Annotated in this window: 17 protein-coding genes; 13 read left to right on the top strand and 4 right to left on the bottom strand. The window is 65.5% G+C overall.

Annotation, left to right across the window (positions count from 1 at the left end; all coding sequences use genetic code 11):
• Positions 1-738 precede the first annotated feature (738 nt).
• From ABH924_RS23370 to ABH924_RS23360, 3 genes are all read left to right on the top strand, one after another.
• Complete coding sequence (locus ABH924_RS23370) at positions 739-1,023, top strand: HU family DNA-binding protein (RefSeq protein ID WP_184739845.1); 285 nt, start codon at positions 739-741, stop codon at positions 1,021-1,023.
• A 105-nt stretch (positions 1,024-1,128) separates the two neighbouring features.
• Positions 1,129-3,294 carry a cytochrome c oxidase assembly protein gene (locus ABH924_RS23365; protein ID WP_404502703.1) on the top strand — a complete coding sequence of 722 codons (2,166 nt, stop codon included), beginning with the start codon at positions 1,129-1,131 and terminating at the stop codon, positions 3,292-3,294.
• Positions 3,294-5,267 (top strand): NHL domain-containing thioredoxin family protein, encoded by a 1,974-nt coding sequence (locus tag ABH924_RS23360; protein ID WP_404502701.1) that lies wholly within the window; start codon positions 3,294-3,296, stop codon positions 5,265-5,267. Before ABH924_RS23365 ends, ABH924_RS23360 begins: the two co-directional genes overlap by 1 nt.
• A 147-nt stretch (positions 5,268-5,414) precedes the next feature.
• Here ABH924_RS23360 and ABH924_RS23355 read toward each other — a convergent pair whose 3' ends face one another.
• Positions 5,415-6,407: a hypothetical protein gene (locus ABH924_RS23355; protein ID WP_404502707.1), complete on the bottom strand. Its 993-nt coding sequence runs from the start codon at positions 6,405-6,407 to the stop codon at positions 5,415-5,417.
• Positions 6,408-6,581: 174 nt separating this feature from the next.
• A complete protein-coding gene (locus ABH924_RS23350) occupies positions 6,582-7,139 on the bottom strand; it encodes a dihydrofolate reductase family protein (protein ID WP_404502699.1) in 558 nt (185 codons plus the stop codon).
• Positions 7,140-7,183: 44 nt separating this feature from the next.
• Between ABH924_RS23350 and ABH924_RS23345 the strand changes: the two genes are divergently transcribed.
• Complete coding sequence (locus ABH924_RS23345) at positions 7,184-7,762, top strand: DinB family protein (protein ID WP_404502697.1); 579 nt, start codon at positions 7,184-7,186, stop codon at positions 7,760-7,762.
• Between the two features lie 2 nt (positions 7,763-7,764).
• On the opposite strand, the gene ABH924_RS23340 is transcribed toward ABH924_RS23345, so the two are convergent.
• A complete protein-coding gene (locus ABH924_RS23340) occupies positions 7,765-8,286 on the bottom strand; it encodes a GNAT family N-acetyltransferase (protein WP_404502695.1) in 522 nt (173 codons plus the stop codon).
• A gap of 56 nt (positions 8,287-8,342) precedes the next feature.
• On the bottom strand, positions 8,343-10,295 hold the full coding sequence (locus ABH924_RS23335; protein ID WP_404502693.1) for an FAD/NAD(P)-binding protein: 1,953 nt from the start codon (positions 10,293-10,295) through the stop codon (positions 8,343-8,345).
• A gap of 284 nt (positions 10,296-10,579) precedes the next feature.
• Here ABH924_RS23335 and ABH924_RS23330 point away from each other — a divergent pair, with 284 nt between their 5' ends.
• From ABH924_RS23330 to ABH924_RS23290, 9 genes are all read left to right on the top strand, one after another.
• Positions 10,580-11,677 (top strand): amino acid ABC transporter permease, encoded by a 1,098-nt coding sequence (locus ABH924_RS23330; protein ID WP_404502691.1) that lies wholly within the window; start codon positions 10,580-10,582, stop codon positions 11,675-11,677.
• Entirely contained in the window at positions 11,674-12,468 is a 795-nt protein-coding gene (locus ABH924_RS23325; RefSeq protein ID WP_234750908.1) for an amino acid ABC transporter ATP-binding protein, read from the top strand. Before ABH924_RS23330 ends, ABH924_RS23325 begins: the two co-directional genes overlap by 4 nt.
• 11 nt (positions 12,469-12,479) lie before the next feature.
• On the top strand, positions 12,480-13,463 hold the full coding sequence (locus ABH924_RS23320) for an ABC transporter substrate-binding protein (RefSeq protein WP_404502689.1): 984 nt from the start codon (positions 12,480-12,482) through the stop codon (positions 13,461-13,463).
• Positions 13,460-14,620, top strand: a complete 1,161-nt coding sequence (locus ABH924_RS23315) for an LLM class flavin-dependent oxidoreductase (RefSeq protein WP_404502687.1) — start codon at positions 13,460-13,462, stop codon at positions 14,618-14,620. Before ABH924_RS23320 ends, ABH924_RS23315 begins: the two co-directional genes overlap by 4 nt.
• Positions 14,604-15,467: a DUF1684 domain-containing protein gene (locus tag ABH924_RS23310; protein ID WP_404502685.1), complete on the top strand. Its 864-nt coding sequence runs from the start codon at positions 14,604-14,606 to the stop codon at positions 15,465-15,467. Before ABH924_RS23315 ends, ABH924_RS23310 begins: the two co-directional genes overlap by 17 nt.
• The gene (locus ABH924_RS23305) at positions 15,464-16,627 is read left to right on the top strand and encodes an LLM class flavin-dependent oxidoreductase (RefSeq protein WP_404502683.1); all 1,164 of its coding nucleotides are present in this window, start codon (positions 15,464-15,466) and stop codon (positions 16,625-16,627) included. Before ABH924_RS23310 ends, ABH924_RS23305 begins: the two co-directional genes overlap by 4 nt.
• A 9-nt stretch (positions 16,628-16,636) precedes the next feature.
• Positions 16,637-18,046 carry an NtaA/DmoA family FMN-dependent monooxygenase gene (locus ABH924_RS23300; RefSeq protein WP_404502681.1) on the top strand — a complete coding sequence of 470 codons (1,410 nt, stop codon included), beginning with the start codon at positions 16,637-16,639 and terminating at the stop codon, positions 18,044-18,046.
• Positions 18,047-18,374: 328 nt separating this feature from the next.
• Positions 18,375-19,373, top strand: coding sequence for an ABC transporter ATP-binding protein (locus ABH924_RS23295; RefSeq protein WP_404502705.1), 999 nt, complete (start codon positions 18,375-18,377; stop codon positions 19,371-19,373).
• 1 nt (position 19,374) lies between these two features.
• The gene (locus ABH924_RS23290; protein ID WP_404502679.1) at positions 19,375-20,997 is read left to right on the top strand and encodes an ABC transporter permease; all 1,623 of its coding nucleotides are present in this window, start codon (positions 19,375-19,377) and stop codon (positions 20,995-20,997) included.
• Positions 20,998-21,388 lie beyond the last annotated feature (391 nt).

Here is a 21,388-nt window from a genome sequence, read left to right as displayed (position 1 = left end):
GGTGTGGGAGAGTAGGACACCGCCGGACAACCATTAACGGTCCAGGCCCCGACACACGTCGGGGCCTGCACCATTTAACACCCCACCCCCCAACCCCGGCTCACCTATAAGCCGGAAAACCCGAAACCCCGGCTCACGTATAAGCCGGAAAACCCGAACCCCGGCTCACGTATGTGCCGGAAAGCCCGAACCCCGGCTCACGTATGAGCCGGAAATCCGAAACCCCGGCTCAGGTATGTGCCGGAAATCCGAAACCCCGGCTCAGGTATGCGCCGGAAATCCGAAACGCCCGCTCACCGATGAACCTGGCCGGCCCCAGCCCCCCACCCGCCCTCAGCGGAAGTGAGCTGGCGTCCGGCCGGGACCCGGCATATGTGAGCTGGCGTCCGGCCGGGACCCGGTATATGTGAGCTGGCGTCCGGCCGGGACCCGGTATATGTGAGCTGGCGTCCGGCCGGGACCCGCCATATGTGAGCGGGCGTCCCGCCAGAACCCGGTATATGTGAGCGGGCGTCCGCCCAGAACCCCCTATAAGTGAGCGAGGATCGAGGGTCGGGGAGTTCGCCCGCGGCGGAATTGAGCCCCAAAAGCGCCCGAAATAGGGTGAATTTGGTCAAAAAAGCGCGGAAACACGCGGAATTTGCTGGCTGCGTCCTCCCAAGCTGGTAAGTTTTCGAACAGTGGCTCGCACGCATGCCGTGTGTGAGCTCCAAAATCGTAAAGTCCAGGAGGACACAAATGGCTAAGAACCGTAGCGAACTGGTTTCCGAGGTAGCTGGCAAGGCTGGCACCAGCCAGGCTGCAGTCAACTCCGTGCTCGATGCCCTGTTCGAAGTTTTCGAGACTTCCGTCGCCGCTGGCGAGAAGATCACCATTCCGGGCTGGCTCGCCATCGAGCGCACCGACCGCGCAGCCCGCACGGGCCGCAACCCGCAGACCGGCGAGACCATCCAGATCGCCGCTGGCCACAGCGTCAAGCTGACCGCCGGCTCCAAGCTGAAGGCAGCTGTCGCCAAGAAGTAAGACACTTCGGCGAACGCCCTGAAAGGCGGCAACCTGCGGGTTGCCGCCTTTCTGCTTTAATCCGCTCGATTCGCCGCGCCGCCGACGTTAGCGGACAATGGATAGGTGCCATCAGCCAAATCTCCCGCCACTGCCCCTTCGCCCGCTTCCAAGCCGGGAACCAAGGCAGGCGCTTCCGTGGAAGGGATCTCCTTGCCGTGGCAGCTGGCGGGCTTCGCTGCGCTCTTCCTGGCTCTCGCGGGTGCTCTGATCTTCTCCGGCGCCTCGGCCGCGCGGCAGGTCTCTGATCCAGGCGCCTTGGTCCGCTGGGGGCTGCCCGTCGCCAAAGCCATTCACAACGTGTCCCTGGCGACTGTGATCGGCGGGCTGATCTTCGCCGTCATTATCCTTCCCAAGCACACCTCCCGATCCAGCGGAGACGATGCCCCTGAACACCCCGCGTTCACCCGTGCTTTGGCCGTAGCGGCAGCAGCAGGCGCCGTCTGGACGCTCTCCGCTGTCGCGGTCCTTGTGCTGACGTACGCGGATGTGGCCGGGCAGAGCCTCTCCGGGGACGCCCAGTTCACTGCTTCGCTCGTCTACTTCATGACGGACATCCAGACGGGCCAGGCGTGGCTCGCGGTGACGATCATCGCGGCGATTGTCACGACGGCGCTGTTCGGCGTCCGCTCGTTGGCGGGCCTGGCGCTGACGCTTGTCTTGGCCTTGGGCGGACTGGTGCCGAGCGCACTGATCGGCCACTCCGCGAGTTCCAGCGACCATGAGGGCGCCATCAATTCGCTTGGCCTTCACTTGGTGGGCGTATCCACCTGGCTGGGCGGCATCATCATGCTTGCTGTCCTCTCGAGCCTCCTGCGGGGTTCCAAGGCAACAGGCACCAAGGACATTACCAAGCAGACGCTCCGCCGGTTCTCCGCTTTGGCAGGCTTTGCCTTCGTGCTGGTCTTCGCCTCGGGGGTCGTCAACGCGAGTATTCGTGTCACCAGCTTTTCGGCCTTGGTCGGCACCCCCTATGGGCAGATCATCCTGGCGAAGGCGTTGGCCACTGTTGTCCTCGGCGGCATTGGTTTCATGCACCGCCAGTGGGTGATCCCCCAGCTGGGCCGCAAGTCCATGACAACGCGTCGCGTGCTGTGGCAGCTGGTGTTGGTTGAACTTCTGGTGATGGGCGCGACGTCGGGACTCGCCGTCGCGCTGGCTAGTTCGGCACCGCCGCTGCCCACCACTTACGCGCCCGACGCTTCGCCGGCCTTTATCCTGTCCGGTTACGAGCTGCCGCCCGAGCTGACGCCCGCGCGCTGGCTGACTGAGTGGCGCTTCGACTGGCTTTGGGTGGCTGTGGCCCTTTTCGGCGCGGCGAGCTACATCCTTGGCGTGGTCAAGGTCCGCCGCCGCGGTGACTCCTGGTCATGGTTCCGCGCCGTGAACTGGATGATCGGCCTGGTGGTCCTGACGTACATCACGTCCGGACCGCCGTCGGTCTATGGTCGCGTACTGTTCTCCGCGCACATGGTGGACCACATGGCGTTGACGATGGTGGCCCCGCTGTTCCTTGTCCTGGGTTCTCCCGTCACGTTGGCGCTGCGGGCACTGCCGTCGCGCGGCGAGGGATCGCGCGGGGACGGCTCACGTGGTCTTCGTGAGTGGATTCTGGTGTTTGTGCATTCGAAGTTCTCCCAGGTGGTGACGCACCCGCTGTTTGCCGCCGCGAACTTTGCCGGTTCGATCGTCCTGTTCTACTTCTCGGACGCGTTCGGCTGGGCGATGCGTGAGCACGTGGGCCATGAACTGATGAATCTGCACTTCTTGCTGACCGGCTACATCTTTGTCCTCACCATGATCGGCACCGACCCGCTGCCCCGAAGGGCGCCTTACCCCATGCGGTTGCTCCTCTTGCTCGCCACGATGGGCTTCCACGCGTTCTTCGGCGTGTCCATCATGGGAGGCACCGGGCTGCTCGCTGCCGATTACTTCGGCAACCTCGGCCGGACTTGGGGGCAATCGGCTTTGCTGGACCAGCAGACAGGCGGCGCTGTGGCCTGGGGAATCGGCGAAGTCCCCACCTTGCTGGTGGCGATCGGCGTCGCGGTCATGTGGTCGCGTTCGGACGCGCGGGAGACCAAACGCACCGACCGGGCGGCCGACAGGAATAACGACGCCGACCTTAATGCTTACAACGATATGTTTGCGCGGCTTGCAGACCGCGATGCGAAACTGACTGATCGGGACTTCAAGCAGCCCGAAAGCAAGACCAACCTGGAAGGACGCTGATGAGCGAATCCGTACGCACCCAACTGCGTGTCCGCGCCTCTGAACTGGTGGGCCGTGGCTGGCTCAACACGGGCGGGAAGTCCCTGGACCTGGAAGCCCTGCGCGGCAAGATCGTGCTGCTCGACTTCTGGACGTTCTGCTGCATCAACTGCCTGCATGTCCTCGATGAGTTGCGCCCGCTCGAGGAAAAGTACTCCGATGTCCTGGTGACGGTCGGCGTGCACTCTCCCAAGTTCGAACACGAAGCCGATCCAGTGGCCCTCGCGTCCGCCGTGGAGCGCTACGAAATCCACCACCCCGTCCTGGACGACCCAGAGCTCGCCACGTGGAAGGCCTACACGGCCCGCGCCTGGCCGACGCTGGTGGTGGTTGATCCCGAGGGCTACATCGTGGCGCACCTGTCCGGTGAGGGCCACGCAGACGGCCTCGCCGTGCTTCTTGAAGAGCTGGTTGCCGAGCACGAAGCCAAGGGGACCCTCCACCGCGGTGACGGCCCCTACGTGGCTCCCGTCCCGACGTCGGGCACCCTGCGCTTCCCCGGCAAGGCGACCCAGCTGGACAACGGCAACTACCTTGTGGTCGATTCGGGCCACCACCGTTTGGTGGAACTTCGTCCTGACCTTGAGACCGTGGAGCGCGTCATCGGCTCCGGAACGAAGGGTTACCTGGACGTCGCGGCGGAAATTGCCCAGTTCAACGAGCCGCAGGGCGTGGCGGTGCTCCCGTCGTCGCTGGCCTGGCAGCTCGGGTACGAAGCAGTGGTCGCGGACACCGTGAACCACCGCCTCCGCGGCGTCACGCTCAGCTCCGGTTATGTGCAAACAGTTGCCGGCAACGGCGTGCAGCGCCTGCTCGACGCCGGCCCTGCCCGGGTGACGGAAAGCGGTGCCGGCGTTTGGGCTGAACACCACGACGCCGGTCCGGCTGACTTCGCGGCCGACGCCCTCGACGTCGGGGTACTGGGTGTCGGGACCGGGGTCTCTCTGTCCTCGCCGTGGGACGTGGTGTGGAGCGAGAAGCTGCAGCGTGTTGTCATCGCGATGGCCGGCACGCACCAGATCTTCGCCTTCGAGCCTCTCAGCGGCGAGGTCTCCATCCTGGCCGGCTCGGGCCTTGAAGGTTTGCTTGACGGAGCTGCCGAGGAAGCCTGGTTCGCCCAACCTTCCGGCCTGGCCGTGGATGCGGAAGACAACATCTGGGTGGCCGACTCCGAGACCTCGGCATTGCGCCGCCTGGTCCTTGGCGAAACCGGCGTGACCGTTGAGTCGGCCGTGGGCAAGGGCCTGTTCGATTTCGGCTTCCGGGACGGCGAGGCCACCGCGGCTCGCCTGCAGCATCCCCTGGGTGTCACAGTGCTCCCCGATGGCTCCGTCGCCATCGCAGACACCTACAACGGTGCCGTGCGGCGCTACGACCCCGCGACTAAGACGGTTTCCACCCTGGCGCGGGGGCTCGCCGAGCCGAGCGACGTCGTCGTGGTCTACCCGGAAGGCGGCGAACCGCTGCTGGTGGTGGTCGAATCCAACAAGCACCAACTTGTCCTGGTTCCGATCCCCAAGGAAGCCCAGCAGGTGGACGAGGGAGCATCCCAGACGCAGCGGCCAAAGAGTCCCGTGGCGCCGGGGAACCTGGAGCTCACCGTGCGCTTCACGGCCCCGACCGGTCAGAAGCTCGACGACCGCTGGGGCGACCCTACTCAGCTGAAGATTTCGTCGACCCCGCCCGAGCTGCTCCTTTCCGGCGGTGGCACGTCCGTGGGGCTGCTGCGGACCCTCGAGCTGTCTGCCGACGTGCCTGAGGGGATCCTCCACATCACGGCCCGCGCGGCTGCGTGCGATGGCCCGGAGACCGAGGACGGCGAAATCCCCGATCACGCGGCGTGCCACCTCTACCAGCAGGACTGGGGCATCCCCGTGGTCCTGCAGGCCGACGGCGACTCCGAGCTGGTGCTTGACCTGCGCGGGATGGACTAGGCAGGGGCCGGCCGGGCTTTAGGCGTCACGCTGGGCAACTTTTTAGCGCCCAGCGTCAGCGACAACCCCGGAAACTCAGGGATTCGTTAGCTGGTCACGGCCAAAAACCTGCGCTGCGTGACGCCGGCCCGTCAACAGAGGCACAGCCTAGAAGCTCACCAGCGGGGTGACCGTGATGGTGTCCGCCCCTATGTCCAGACGTGTGGTGAAGCTGAAGTCGTGAACGGCGCTGAGGTCGCCGACCATGCCGCTGAAGAGGTCGATTTCGCGGGCTGTCACCTTGGCTTTGCCGTTGAGGGGCGCCACGACCCACTGTCCGTTAAAGGGGTCGATGCTGACCTTGGGATACTCCGTGATCTGCCATTTGATCGTGCCATCCACCACCCGGCTGTTGGTCACGTGGTAGAACGGGCAGTCGGGCTGGAGCTTTTGCTGCTTGGTGGCGTCAGCGGCGCAGGTGTCCAGGAATTCCTTGACCTTGTCGCTCACCGCCTTGATCATGGCGTCGGTGGGCTTGGTCAGAAGGTTGAGGGGTGCCTGAGGCAGGGCGCCCGTGGTCACCGAGGTGCTCGTAGTCGGCGCCGAGAAGTATTTGCCGGCGAGGCTGGCTTCGTACTGGCCGGGGTAAAACACGGCAAAGCTGTTTCGGCCATTGGGCAGGTTCACCGGGACGCCGTTCAGGGTCGCCTCGTTGGCGTTCACCACGGTGACCTCGATCGTCGGCAAGGATGACGGCACGAAGGACCACTTGCCGAAGAACAGCCACTCGGTGCCCGTCCGCTCAAGCAGGAAGTCCGAGTGCAGCGCCTTGCCGTCGATCTGATAGTCCATGGGGACCGTCACCCGGTTGCCGCCACGGGATTCGGCGTTGCCGAGCTTGATATCGGTGATCTTCGACGCCGCCGTCTGAAGGGCGGTACCGTCCAGCATGGCGGCGTTGGCGTTGGGCACGGACGCGTGCAGGAGCCCGATGGCTTCCCCGCCGTGCCCCTTCTGAAGGGCCGAGAGGTAATCGCGAACTTGCTGCTGCGGGCTGGCTATGGAGTTGCTCACCAGGTTGATGGAAACGATCGCAGCGGCCACAGCAAGCATCAGGCCGAGTAGCCACCCGGCCGCGGTCTTGACCAACGCTTGACTCAACTGCACGCCCTTTACGTTACCCGCCGGTTCAGCAATACCTCCGCATCCTTCCCCTCACGTGACGACTGAACATGCTTTTGGGGAAGGGCCCGACGGCGGGTGGCAGCTCCGTTTTAGCGGCGCCGACGCGATGAGGTTCCGAACACTCCGCGGAGCAATTCGGGGCCGTACTGCTTATGCCCGCTTGGCGTACCGGAGGTAGACGACGCCGTTGCCAAAGCGATGTTCGTCCAACAGTTCAAGGGTCAGGCCCACGCCGTCGGGGAGGAATTGTTTGCCGCCTCCGACGACGACCGGCGTGAGGAAGAGACAGAACTCGTCCACCAGTCCGGCCTTGATGGCTTGGGCGGCTAGAACCGTGCCACCAATGGACATGTCCTGCTCTGACGACTCTTTGAGCGCGCGGATGGCTCCGGCGTCGAACTCCCGCTCGAGGCGTGTCTTCGCGGTGGACGGACTCTCCAAACTCGTCGAGTACACGATCTTGTCCGCGGCACGCCAGATCTCCGCGTAGTCCTGCATGACCGGTGGCTCCTCGGAAAGGGACATGTCCTCCCATGCGGACATGACCTCGTACATTCGCCTGCCATAGAGGTATGTGCCGATGGGCCGCTCAAGGTCGTTGACGAAGCTGTGCACTTCTTCGTCCGGCATGCTCCAATCGAATTTTCCGTCGGCATCGGCGGTGTAGCCGTCCAGGGACATGATCCCTGCGTAGATCAGTTTCGCCATGCACAGACGGTACACACTCGCGACGGCAACGGTATAGTGCCCGGATGGATGACAAAGGGATTCTGCTCAAATACCTGCGCGCCCGTCGCGGCGAGCTCCTCGCCAAGCTTGACGGACTCGACGAGTACGACGTCCGCCGGCCCATGACCCCCACCGGCACCAACCTCCTGGGACTGGTCAAGCATGTGGCCAGTGTGGAGCTTGGGTACTTCGGGGAGGTCTTTGGCCTGCGCAGCGGCCGCGACTTACCCTGGTTCGCCGACGATGCCCAAGCCGACGCGGACCTGTGGGTTCCCCCGGAAGAGAGCAGGGACGAGATCATCGAATTGCACCGGTTCTCGGCCGAGCACAGCGATGCAACCATCGAGTCGCTCCCACTCGACGCTCCCGGGGAAGTGCCGTGGTGGCCGGAAGAACGCCGACACGTGACGCTTCATCAGATCCTGGTGCACATGTGCGTCGAGACGGCCCAGCACTTGGGGCATGCCGACATACTTCGTGAGCTTATCGACGGTTCGGCAGGGAAAGGCCCCGGGGACCTGAATTTGTCACAGCGAAGCCCCGAAGAATGGGCCGATCACCGGGCCCGGATCGAAGCCGCGGCGCGCCAGGCCCTGGCGTAGGCTCACGCCTGAGCGGGCACAAGATCCTTCGTGAACGCCAAGTGCTTGATCTCTTCCGGATCCGCGTCGACGTCGAACAGCGGGGTGTAGCCCGTGGCCAGGTACAGGTTCTTGGCTTCGGGCTGCCGCGGACCGGTGGTGAGGTAGATCCGGCGGTAGCCGCGCCGGGACGCCTCGGCCTCCAGTTCCACGAGGACCGTCCGGGCCAGCCCACGACGGCGGTGGGCCGAATGCGTCCAGATCCGCTTGAGCTCTGCCGTACCGGAGTCGTAGCGGCGGAATGCGCCGCCCGCTACGGTTTCGCCGCTCTCCTGCAGGATGAGCAGGGCGCCGTGGGGTGCGGCAAACTCGCCGGCCGGGTACCTGTTGAGCTCCTCGGCCGCGCCACCGCTGCCGAAGAGGTCCCCGTAGCGCGTGGTGTATTCGACGGCGAGTTCGTCCAGGAGGGGCTTGACCCGTGGATCGCGCATGGGCAGGGTCAGGACGGAAAGGCCCGACGACGGCAGGGTTGGCGTTGTTGTCATGACATGCCTTTCGTGAATTTCCCCAACTAGCTCGCATTTGTTGTCGTTTTGAGGCGTCAAAACGACAACAAATGCGAGCTACTTGGGTGGCTGGTGCTTGGGTGACGGGCGGAGAGTTCGGTCAGGAGGCGGCGGGCCAGGGCGTCATTCTCGCGGAAGGGCGCCGCGTTGGTTCCGGGCCGCGCGAACGCACCGGCGCCCCAACCCGAGGTCCAAGGTCCGACGGCGAAGAGGCCCGCCTGCCGTCCGCCGTCGGGAGCCAGGACTTCGTGCGAACTCGAGACCAACAGCTTACCGGTGGAGTGCGGGCCTTCCGAGGTGAGGAGTGACTGTTCGGTGCCCCATCCGGCGTCGTGCAGGTCCGCCAGCGCGGGGTTGGCCGATCGCGCCACCGACGGCGACGGCAACCGGGCCTCGATGTACGCCGCTGCGTCCACCACCACGGGCGATTGGAAGGAACCGGCCACGAAACGGCCGCTGGCCTCGTCCGGGCGCACCCACACGCCCGGACCCAGGAACTGCAGCAATCCGGCCCGGTGCAGGGCGAGGATTTCGCGCAGCCGGTGGGGCGGCGGGCCGGAATCCACGAAGCTGAAGAAACCGTGCCACCACCCGTGCACCGCTTGTTGGGAGCGCGAATTGAGCCGCTCCTGCGGAACCAGCCAGCCGAGTTCCATGTAGACGCGGAGCAGGACCGTGAACAGAGCCAAGGTTTCCGAATGGTCCGGGCTCGTGCGGAGCTTGAGGTCACGTTCGATGTAGCTCACCACGGATCGTTGCACGGCTGCATGGTCTGCGAAGGCGCAGCCGCTGAAAGGCTGGTCCAGGGCTTCGAGGTCGAGCCGGAGAGCCGGGTCCGGGACGGCCGCGGCCACGAGGTCCACGCGCTCGCGGCCATACCAATCCAGGACATCGAATTGCGCCGAAAATTCCTCCCAGCTGCCCCGGACGCGTTCCGGATAGCCGGTGAAGAGCTCGCGGTAATAGGCGTAGCCGGCATCCTTGGCGATGAGCGGCCAGAGCTGGGTCCGGAAATCCAGCTCCTCGTGGGCTGCGAGCAGCGATTCCACAGCGGCGGCGGTTAAGTACCGGGGCGCGCCGACGGGTTCCCCTCGCAGGGACGACGAGATCTTGGAGTGGTAGGGGACTCCGCGCCGCGAGCCTGCCCAGAGTCTCGGTTCGGCGCCGGACGGCACATAGTCCAGGCCGCCGTCGGGCCTGTCTTCGAAGCGGCCGCCGCGGCCCTCGAACAAGAGCACCAGAAGGTCCACGAACGCGAGTCCCATCCCCGAAACCAGGACGTCCTGGCCGGGTGCGATCGCCGAATAATCGACGTCGGTGGTGTACGACGGCGCCGCGTGGAACCCGCCGTGGCGGGCGGCGAAATCGGCAAGCCGCGCTGATTCCGGATCGGCCCGGGAGTCCGTATGGCCAAGGGAGTACACCACGAGATCCGCTTCCAGTGCCCCGTCCGAAGCTAGCCGCACGCGGTATTTCGCACCGCCGCCGGGCCCGGGAGCAAGATGTTCGACGGCGGTGGCCGTGTCCCGGTGGACCGTCACCGTGACGTCCGGGCCGAGTGCCGCGACGACCCTGCGGAAGAACCACTCAAGGTATCTGCTCTGGAGTTGGCGGCTGGGAAACGACCCCGGTCTCAGTGCGTGGAGCTGCTCAAGGAGATGGGCCTCCAACTGCGGGACGTCCCGGATGGAACCCTCCCGCACGCCGGCCGCCCACGCTGCGAGGCCCGGACCGTCCACCGAGGGACCGTCGCAGGCCACGGAACTGTCGGTGAACATCGTGACGTCCGCTGCCGTGGAGTTGAGCAGGAGTCCCGGGCTCTGGTCATAGCGCCAGATCCTCCCGGAACCGGGTTCGTACGGCTCGACGACGTGGATGGAGAGGGGGCCGTCGAAGAGTCCGGGCTTGTTGGCTGCGAGCCGTTCGAGGATGCCGGCAGAGCGCGGACCACCGCCAATAAACACGATAGTGGGGGCGAAGGACGGCATGGCAACTCCTGTTGGCGGTGGCTGGTGGTACCCGAGCCTAGGGACGTGACGGGGCCTTGGTCGAGGCGCTGGTAACGGTCGTTCACTACGCGTCACGGTCCATCAACAAGCGCAAAGAACCGACTCATATGGCTCCATATGAAGCGGCGAGAAGCGTCATGAAGCCGCGCGAAGCGCCATGAAGCCCCGTGAAGAAGTGCAAAAATCCGCCTTGCAGCCGCTTCGAGGGCGCCCCTAGATTGGCAGCCATCCCATAAAACAAGCGATACGAAGCGAGGTGGCGCATGAGTTCAGCAGCAACCACAGTGGCGCAGTCCGCACAGCAATCTGCACCGGAACCGGCGCCCGGCGCCTTTTTGGAACACGGCGCCTTTTTGGAAAACAGCGCCGTCGCGGAAAGCCCGACGGCCGCCGCTGCCCAGAGTGCCGCAGCCCACAGTGCCGTCGCCCGGCCCGCAGCCGACTACTCCGGCTACAAACTGGTTCCTGCCCGGCATCCGTGGCGCTGGGTAGGCACCGTGCTGGTCGCTCTTGGCGTCGTTGCAGTGGCCTGGTCACTCGCGACGAATCCGCGCTGGGAATGGGGTGTCGTGGCGCAATGGTTCACCGCGCAATCCGTGGTGAACGGCCTCGTGGAGACACTGGAGCTGACGGCCATCTCCGGCGCGCTCGGCTTTGTCCTCGGCTTCATCCTGGCGCTCATGAGGCTCTCGGCCTCGCCGCTGCTGCTCTCGGTGTCCTGGACGTTCTCCTGGATCTTCCGCTCCACGCCGTTGTTGGTACAGATGCTGCTTTGGTACAACCTGGGCTACCTCTACGAGAAAATCAGCTTGGGCATCCCATTCACGGATATCCGCTTCTTCGAGGTCCAGACCACCACGCTCATCAGCCAATTCGCGGCGGCCGTCCTGGGACTGACCCTCAACCAAGCGGCGTACTCGGCGGAAATCATCCGCGGCGGCATCCTCTCGGTGGATCAAGGCCAGCTCGAGGCCGCCGCGGCCCTGGGCATTCCGGCCTGGCGACGGTCCACCAGGATCGTGTTGCCGCAGGCCATGCGGGCCATCCTGCCCACGGCTTTCAACGAGATCATCGGCCTGGTCAAGGGAACGTCGATCGTCTACGTCCTGGCCTATTCTGAGCTCTTCTACACCGTGCAGGTCATCTACAACCGCACCCAGCAGGTCCTTCCGCTGCTCCTTGTAGCCTCCCTCTGGTACGTGGCCATTACCTCGGTCCTGAGCGTCTTCCAGTACTACATCGAGCGGCACTACTCGAAGGGCGCCGTCCGCAACCTGCCGCTCACTCCGCTGCAGAAGGCCAGGAAGTTCTTTGCCACCCACGCACCCGTGAACACTGACCGAGCGAAGGAAGTCCGATGAGTACCGCTGCAACCCGCGGCCATGTGGAAATCACCAACGTCCGCAAGTCCTTTGGGGGCACGGAAGTCCTCAAGGGTGTGTCCCTGACGGTGCCGCCCGGCGGAGTCGCAGTGATCGTGGGGCCCTCCGGCTCCGGGAAGTCCACGCTCCTGCGGACCATCAACCACTTGGAAAAGGTGGACGGCGGGTACATCACCATCGACGGCCAATTGGTGGGCTACCAGGTCCGTGGAAACAAGCTGCACGAACTGCGCGAAAAGGACATCCTCAAGCAGCGCACGGACATCGGCATGGTGTTCCAGAACTTCAACCTGTTCCCGCACCTCACCGCACTGGAAAACGTGACCGAAGCACCCGTCGTCGCGCTCCACCGGAACAAAGCCGAAGCGCGCAAGCGTGCGCTGGAACTCCTGGACCGCGTGGGCCTCAAGGACCGGGCCGATGCCTACCCACGGCAATTGTCCGGCGGCCAGCAACAGCGCGTTGCCATCGCCCGGGCGCTGGCCCTTGACCCCAAGATCCTGCTCTTCGACGAACCAACTTCGGCGTTGGATCCGGAGCTGGTCAACGAGGTCCTCGACGTCATCCGCGAACTCGCTACGTCGGGCACCACGTTGATCATCGTCACGCACGAAATGGGCTTTGCCCGCGACGTTGCGGACACCGTGGTCTTCATGGACCAAGGCCAGATCGTGGAGCAAGGCAGTCCCCAGGAGATCTTCGCGAATCCCCGTGAACCCCGGACGCGGAGCTTCTTCTCCAAAGTCATCGAACCAGCTTTCAACATTTGAGGAATTCCTAAATGCCACGCATCAGAACCAGGCTTCTCGCACTCGCGGTGCTGCCCGCCGTCGTACTCCCGGCGCTCGCCGCTTGCTCCGACCCTGGCGCGTCGGCTGCCGGGGCCAGCCCGTCCGCGAGTGCGGCCCGCAACGGCGTCGTCTACAACACCGCGCCCGAGCAGAATCGCATCCGGGCGCAGAAAGACCCCGCCGCGGCAGCCGCGGTTCCCGCTGCGATCGGCAAGGACGGCAAACTGACTGTTGCCACCACGGCTGGATCCATCCCACTGTCCTTCTACGCGACGGACAACAAGACGCCAATCGGAGTCGAAGTCGACATCGCACAACTTGTTGCCGACAAGCTCGGCCTCGCCCTGGACGTGCAGGTCACCTCCTGGGAGAGCTGGCCGCTCAAGACGCAGTCGGGGGATTTCGAAGCCGTGTTCTCGAACGTGGGCATCAACAAGGACCGGGTGAAACTGTTCGACTTCTCCACATACCGCGCCGCATACATGGGCTTCGAGGCCAAGAAGTCGTCGACGTACAACATCAAGGGCGCGGATGACATCTCCGGGCTGAAGGTCTCGGTGGGCTCGGGAACCAACCAGGAGAAGATCCTCCTGGCCTGGAACAAGGACCTGGAATCCCGCGGCAAGGCGCCCGCAACCCTGCAGTACTACTCCTCCGACGCCGACACCATCCTGGCGCTCTCCTCCGGCCGGACAGACTTGAACATCGCGCCCTACCCGTCCGTGTCCTACCGGGAAAACACCCGGAACGACCTGAAAGTGGTGGGCAAGGTCAACGCCGGCTGGCCCTCCAAGACCCTCGTCGCGGCTACCACCCTCAAAGGAAACGGCCTGGCTCCGGCCATCACGGATGCCTTGAATTCGGCCATCAAAGACGGTTCCTACGGCAAGGTCCTGGATCGCTGGGGCCTGACCGAGGAAGCCCTGCCGGAATCCAAGACCGTTACTGAGGCCAACTTCGGGAGTGCGAAATGAAGTTCCAGGTACTCGACATCATCCCGCACCTGAAGAACCCGGTAACCGGGGAAATTGTCTCGACGGCGGAGCGGCTCAACCAGGTGGTGGAGACTGCCCGCCGGGCCGAGGAGCTGGGTTTTGACAGTTTCGCCGTAGGGGAGCGGCACGCGGGAGAATTCATCTCTTCGTCGCCGACAGCGGTCCTCGCCGCGATTGCGGCCGTCACCAACCGCATCAGGCTCCAGACCGGCGTCACCGTTTTGTCCGTGCTGGATCCCGTGCGGGTGGCCGAAGACTACGCCACGATCGACCAATTGAGCCGGGGCCGCCTGGAACTCGTGATCGGCAAGGGCAACGAGGTGCTGCAGTACCCCTTGTTTGGGCTCTCCCTTGATGATCAGTGGGAGCTGCTCGGCGAAAAGTACGGGCTCTTGCGGCGGCTGTGGCGGGAGGAAAACGTCACGTGGTCCGGCCGTTTCCGACCCGCGTTGATCGAAGCAACGACGACGACGCCGCGACCGTTTGGGGGTTCGCCACGGATTTGGCACGGCTCGGCTACAACCCTCACCTCGGCCGCGCTCGCCGCACAGTGGGGCGATCCGCTGTTCACCGCCAACGCCATCCAGCCTCGCGAGAACTACAAGATCCTGATCGACCATTACCGCGAGGAATACGAACGCCACGGTCACGATCCGCGCCACCAGTACCTCGGTTCGGGTTCCGGCGCTGGCGGAGTGTTCATCGCGGACACCACGCAGGAAGCCAAGCGCCAGTTCGGGCCGGTCTACGAGGCGTTGACGATCGGACGCAACGTCCCGGGCAACAATTCGCCGTTCCGGGACATCGACCACGCTGTGGCTGAAGGTCCTGCGCTGGTGGGCAGCCCGGAACAGGTCATCGACAAAATCCTGAGCTACCACGCGCTCTACGGCCACGATCTGCAGTCCATTTCCTTGCCCACCACCCTGCCCTTCGAGCAGCAGCTGGAGATCCTGGAGCGGTTCGCGCTTGAGATCATCCCTGCGGTCCGAGCCGCCGCGCCCACCACGCTGTGGGAGCCTGCGGATCCCTTCGGCGGCCGTCCGGAATTCGCTGGAGCCACCTCGACTGACGCCGCCGGAACCGTCACCGCAGACCACGTAACCCACAGGAGTGAAAATGTCTACGCCCACTGAAACGGCTGCCCCCACCACCGCGGCCTTCACCGCCGCGTGGCAGGAATGGCACGCCGCGCATGAGCGCCACCGCGCCGATCCGCACGGATTCCTCGCCGTCACCCACCTGCACTGGCTTGGGCATTCGCATCGGCCTGGCGGCGCAGCTGCTCCCCTGGACGGGGTGCCGGGCACGTGGAGCGTGGAGAACGACGTGGTCACCGTGGTTTTGGGGCCGGGCGAAAGCCTGCTTCGGGACGGCCAGGAACTCAACCCGGACGGCGTCGGGACCACCGTCGTTTTCGGCCCGATCGCCGAACGCGACGGCATCAACCTCAAGGCGGGGGACGCCGTCGTCGAGCTCGCCAAGCGCGGCGGCGAGTACATCCTCCGGCCGCGGCACCCCGGGAACACGCTGCTCAATGAATACCGCGGCACCCCGGCGTACGCACCGGATGCTTCGTTCGCCGTGAACGGTACGTTCGTGCCGTTCGAGGTTCCGCGACCGACTATCGTGGGCGCCGCCGTCGAGGGCATCCAGCACGTCTACGAGGCGCCGGGTGAACTCCACTTCACGCTCGCGGGCCAGGACTTGGTGCTGACTGCCTTCAACGGACATGCTCCGGGTTCGCTCTCGGTGTTGTTCACGGATGCGACGTCTGGCAAGGCCACCTACGCGGCCAACCGTTCGCTGACCGTGACCCCGGATGCGGACGGCGCCGTGGTGCTCGACTTCAACCGTGCGGTCAACTTGCCGTGCGCCTACACGGACCTGGCCATCTGCCCGCTGCCGCCTGCCGAAAACCGGCTGAGCGTGGCCATTGAAGCCGGCGAACAGATTCCCTACGAAAGGCAGGAGCAGCGATGAGCGACAACTCTCGTCCAGGCCGGCCCGGATTCTTGGCTTTGGAGCTCGACGGCGACGGCGCCCACCCAGCCGCCTGGCGCAAAGCCCGGCATGCACCGGATGAGTTGCTGAACGGTGCGCGGATCCGGAGCACAGTGTTGGCGGCGGAGTCGGCGGGGTTTCATGTGGCGACGTTCGCCGATGGGCCTGTGAGTTCTGGACGTGACGTTGTTGGCCGCCTGAACGCCTTGCAGCGGGCCGCTTTCGCGGGGCCGGTCACGAGTTCCATTGTGCTGGTCCCCGAAGTCGACACGGTCTACACCGAGCCCTTTCACGTTTCGACGCAGCTGGCGAGCCTGGACTATGTCTCGGGCGGACGGGCCGGTTGGCTCGTCGCGGCGAGCGGCTCCGTGGAGGAAGCTGCCGCCGTCGGGCGCTCTTTTGTTGAAGGTGCCGCGCTGGTGCAGGAGGCCGCGGCGTCGGTGGAAGTGAGCCGGCGGCTTTGGGATTCCTGGGAAGACGGCGCCGTGATCCGCGACGTCCCCACCGGGCGGTACCTCGACGTCGACAAACTGCACTACGTCGACTTCGAGACGCCAGAGGATTTCGCAGGGGCCGGGTATTCGGTGAAGGGGCCATCGATCATTCCGCGTCCGCTGCAGGGGCAGTTGCCAGTAGTTGCGCAGGCTGGTTTGCTTCCTTCGGACGCCGATGTGGTGCTGGTGTCCGCTCCGACGACTTCACTGCTTGCCGCGGAGGTAGCGGAGGTGCGTCGGGCTATTGCTGGGGGCGGCGCCGTTGTTGGAGGCGGTCCGACTCTTGCGGGAAGCGCCGCGGTGGTCGCGGAGCTCGACGTCGTCCTTGACTCGCGGGGGCAAAGCGCCTCTGCGCGGCTCGCCGAACTGGACGCGTTTACGCCGTGGTCCAGTTCCCGAGCGCGCTTCGTCGGCAGGGCCGCGGAACTGGCGGACTTCCTTTCCGAGTTGCTTGCGGTGGCCGACGGCGTGAGGCTGCATCCGGCAGGGCTGGATGTGGAACTTGAGGAGCTGGCCCAATTGGTGCTGCCCGAGCTTCGGCGCCGCGGCGTGCTTCAGCCTGTTGCCCAGGGCGGCACGTTTAGGGAGTTGCTGGGTCTGGAGAGGCCGCTGAGCCGGTACGCGAGCCCCGGCTCGGAAAACTGAGGAGAGAACATGACACAGCACAACCGTGCTAAATTCCAGCCGAGCGGGAAGATCCAGTTCGGAATCTTCTTCCAGGGCGTCAATTCCGGCACCATCTGGAAGGCGCCCGAATCCGGTTCGCAGACCGATTATGAGTCGTTCCGGAGGATCGCCCAGACAGCCGAGCGCGGGCTGTTTGCGGCCTTCTTCTTGGGCGAAGGTCTGCGCTTGCGTGAGCACCTCGGCCGTCCCCACGCCTTGGATGTCGCGGGCAGGCCGGACGCGCAGACCATGCTGGCGGCGCTCGCGTCGGTGACGTCCAATATCGGGCTCGTTGCCACGCAGAACACCACGTACAACGATCCCGCCGACCTCGCGCACCGGCTCGCCTCGCTCGACTTGCTCTCCGGCGGCCGGGCGGCGTGGAACGTCGTGACCACGGACAACGCCTGGACCGGGGCCAACTTCCGACGGGGCGGCTACCTGGACCACGCCGATCGGTACGTCCATGCCGAAGCCTTCGTGGAGACGGCCAAGAGGATCTGGGATTCGTGGGAGGACGGAGCGGTTTCCTCGTCCGTCACTGCGGATTCCTGGGCGGTTCCCGGCCATGCGCGGCGCGTGCACCACTCCGGGCAGCACTATTCCGTGGACGTGACGCCCCGGCTGCCGCGTAGCGCCCAGTACAGGCCTGTGTTGTTCCAAGCCGGCGATTCACCGGAAGGCCGGGACTTCGCTGCCCGCCAGGCGGATGTCATCTTCTCGGCGCACCCGAAGTTCGACGACGCCGTGGAGTTCCGTGCCGATATCGTCTCGCGCTCCCTGGCAGCTGGACGGGGAGCCAACGACGTCCAGATCATGCCGGCTAGCGAGTTCATCCTCGCGGCAACCGACGAGGAAGCCCGCGAGAAGAAGGAATGGGTCCGAAGTCTGCAGATCGGGCCGCAGCAGGCAGTTGCTTATCTCGAACAGTTCTGGGGCCGGGAGCTGTCGGCTTACGATCCCGATGGTCCGCTTCCGGAGATCGATCCTGTGGTGGAGGAGACCTCCGAGACCCGGGGGAGCGGCTTCCACGGTGCCAAAGCCCGGCAGCTCGCCGAGCAGTGGCGTGCCGAGGCCAAGGAGAAAGGGCTGTCCATCCGGCAGTTCGTGAGCTCCAGGACGTCCAGGGTGGATTCGACGTTCACGGGATCCTATGCAGCCGTGGCCGACACCTTGGCTGAATATGCCCGGGTGGGTGCCGTGGACGGTTTCAACATCTCGCCTTGGCTCATTCCCACGGGCCTGGATGACATCGTGAACCATCTCGTGCCGGAACTGCAGGAACGCGGCGTGTACCCCACGGAGTACGTCGGCTCGACCCTCCGCGAGAACCTGGGGCTCGCGACGCCGGTGCGTTCGGAATCGCTGGTTCCGGTACCCGCCGGGGGCGCGCGGTGAGGGAGCACCTTCACGGGGCAGTTTTGCGGGCGGGTCATACGGGAATTAGAGAGTGCCTGCATATCGGTTTTCTCGAAGCTAAGGCATGAAGGTGGCGAGCTGACCGACGGAGCGATGAGCGCCCTACCGGAGGACCCGGAGATGTTCACTGGCAAAAGATGCTGGCGCGGGAAAAAGGAAAGGCCACCTACTTATGGGGCCTCGGGGACCCGAGCCGGGCGGACTGGGCGTGATCTGTCTTGGCTATGCCGATAGACTGCTGGACCCGGCGCGTCGCCGACAGGGTTGACCGTTCACAAGATTCTGAAACCTGCGTACCGTGAACTTTATGGACGCCGTCATCCGGACTGCCGGCCTACATAAGGACTTCAGCCAGGTCAAGGCTCTTGACGGCCTCGACCTGGAAGTCCGCGCGGGCGAGATCCACGGTTTCCTTGGCCCCAACGGCGCGGGAAAGACAACGACCCTTCGCGTCCTGCTGGGCTTGGCGCGGGCGTCGTCGGGCAGCGCAACCGTTCTTGGCCGCGACCCCTGGACACATTCCGTCGAACTCCACCGGCGCATCGCGAGTGTCCCGGGGGACGTGGCCATCTGGCCCAATCTCTCCGGCGGCGAGGCGATCGACCTCCTCTCACGCCTTCGCGGCGGCACCGCAGACCGCGGCGCCTACAGGCACCGCAAGGCCCGTCTTTGCGAGCTGTTCGACTTGGACCCCTCTAAGAAGGGCCGGGCGTACTCGAAGGGCAACCGGCAGAAGGTCGCGCTTGTCGCGGCCCTCGCAACCGACGCTGAGCTGTACCTGCTGGACGAGCCAACGAGCGGGCTCGACCCCCTCATGGAGGCCGTCTTCATGCGCGAGATCCGCCTGCTCGTGCAGGAGAACGGCGCTACCGTGCTGCTCTCGAGCCACATCCTGTCCGAGGTCGAGCACCTCGCAGACAGGGTGAGCATCATCCGCGCCGGGCGCATCGTCGACGGCGGCACTCTCGACGCCCTGCGCCACCTCACCCGCACCGAGGTCTCCTTCGCGGCCGACAACGTCGACACCCATGCCCTTTCGGACCTTGCCCAGGTGCACGACCTGACCGTCTCCGATGGCCGGGTCAAGTTCGGCGCGGACTCCGACAGCGTCCACGAGGTGCTTCCGCTGCTCGGCACCCTCAGAGTCAAGGGTCTCCTGATCTCGCCGCCGTCGCTCGAGGAGCTATTCCTCCGCCACTACGGCGTGACGGTCGCTCCGGCCGTCGGCGAATCCGACTTCGCAACACGGCACGACGGCGCCACTCTCCGCCGTCGTCATCGGGACGCGGAGCGGACGGGAACCTGAGATGAGCACGTTCCTGACCCTTTACGGGCAGCGGCTCAGCCGCGACCGGTGGCAGCTCGCCATCTGGGTCATCACGATCGGCTTGCTCGCGCTCCTGTCGGTCACGACGATCCTCAAGACCTATGGCGACGAGGCTTCCCGTGCCGAGGTCCTGCGGCTCGCGACTGCGACCCCCGCGATTCTCATGCTCCGCGGCCTCGTCCGCGGCGCGAGCGAAGGCGCGTTCACGTTCTTCGCGCTCTTCGCGTTCATTTCGCTTCTGGCCGGGTTCATGAGCACGTTCCTCGCCGTGCGGCACACCCGCGCCGAGGAGGAATCCGGCCGCGCCGAGCTCGTCTCGGCGACCCCTGCGGGGCGCTGGGCGCCGCTGGCCGTGACAGTCGCACACGGGTTCGTCGCGAATGTCCTCGTGGCGGCGGCCCTCGCGACGGGCCTCATGGTCGGCGGGCTCGAACCGAGCGGTTCGCTCGTGGCCGGCGCGGCCGCGGGCTCCGTCGGGATCGCGTTCCTGGGCGTCGGGCTGCTCTCGGCCGAGTTCATGAGCACCTCGCGCGGGGCGAACGGGATCGCGTCGGCGCTCGTCGCACTCGCCTACCTCCTGCGGGGCTTCGGCGACGCGACGGGCAAGGTCAGCCCGGATGGCCTCGTGATCACGGCGGCTTGGCCGAGCTGGCTCTCTCCCATCGGCTGGGGCCAGCAGACCTTCGCCTACACGGGCAACCGGCTGTGGCCGATCGCGCTCCCGCTTGCGCTCGGAGCGGCGTGCATCGCCGCCGCCGTAGTCCTCATGTCACGGCGCGATATCGGCGCGAGCGTCCTCGCGGGCCGGGCGAGCCGAGCCGACGCGAGGGCGAGCCTTCGCGGGCCGTTCTCGCTCGCGCTCAGGCTCCAGCAGGGTGCGATCATCGGCTGGTGCCTGGGCGGCCTCGCGACCGGTCTCCTCGCAGGGGCTCTCGGGTCAGCGGTCCAGCAGGCCCTCAACGGCGCCCCATCAATTACGAGCGTCCTGCGCGCCATGATCCAGGCCCAGGGCACGTCCATGACCCAGCTCGTGATCTCGGTACTGTTCGAGTTCGCCGGGGTGCTCGCCGCGGCGTGTTGCCTGCAGGCAATCATCCGGCTGCGGCAGGAGGAAACGGCCGGCACGGCAGCGCTCCTCGCGGCGCAACCGCTGAGCCGCGTCCACTTGCTCGCAAGCTTCCTGGCCCTGGGCGCAGCCTCGGTGGTGCTCGTCATGGCGTTCGCTGCCGTGGGCGCGTGGGCGTCTCTCATCGCGTCCGGGGACACCTCAAACGCCGTCACCGACGTGTGGCAGACCGCCGCCGACCAGCTTCCCGCGGCCCTCATCTACCTCGCGCTGCCGGCGGCCGCGTTTGTCCTCTGGCCGCGCTGGACCATGCCGCTGGGCTGGGGGACGCTCATCCTGGGAGTGATGATTGGCATCTACGGTGGCATGATCGGCTTGGACAAGAGTGTCCGCGACCTCTCGCCGTTCACCCACACGCCCGTCCCCTCGGCCTCCGGCAGCGACTGGAGCGGCGGGTTCTGGATGCTCGGCATAGCTGCCGCTCTCACGACCATTGCGCTCATCGCCATGCGGCGGCGGGAAATAGGGGCCGCGTGATGGACCGTATAACCGATGCCCTCACCACCGGGACCCGCATGCCCAATGGCGCCGGAACCTCCGTGGTCTCCGACGCAAGGGCAGCGCCTCGAGACGTCGGCCTCCTCCAGTCTCGACATGCTCACCCGTCGCTCAGCACTGATGGCAGGGGTGAGACAGGACGCGGCCATCGTGGCACGCCTAGTGGACACAAACCCCGGTGTAAACTCTTCACGGTCCCCTGGAGGGACGGGAAGCAAGTACGGACAAACCATCCTGATCTTCCCGCGGGATATCCCCGGAAGTCCTCCGCCCCCACCCTGTTGCCTCATTGCAATACCTCCGGGAAGAGTAATACGTTGCCTCATTTGAAAACCTCCGGATGGGTGGTTTCGTTGCCTCGGTGAAGTGC

It is taken from the genome of Arthrobacter sp. GAS37 (assembly GCF_044908325.1).
Taxonomy (GTDB): domain Bacteria; phylum Actinomycetota; class Actinomycetes; order Actinomycetales; family Micrococcaceae; genus Arthrobacter; species Arthrobacter ramosus.
The sequence above is the reverse complement of the archived record's forward strand: the minus strand, read 5'-3'. Positions and strand labels throughout refer to the sequence as shown.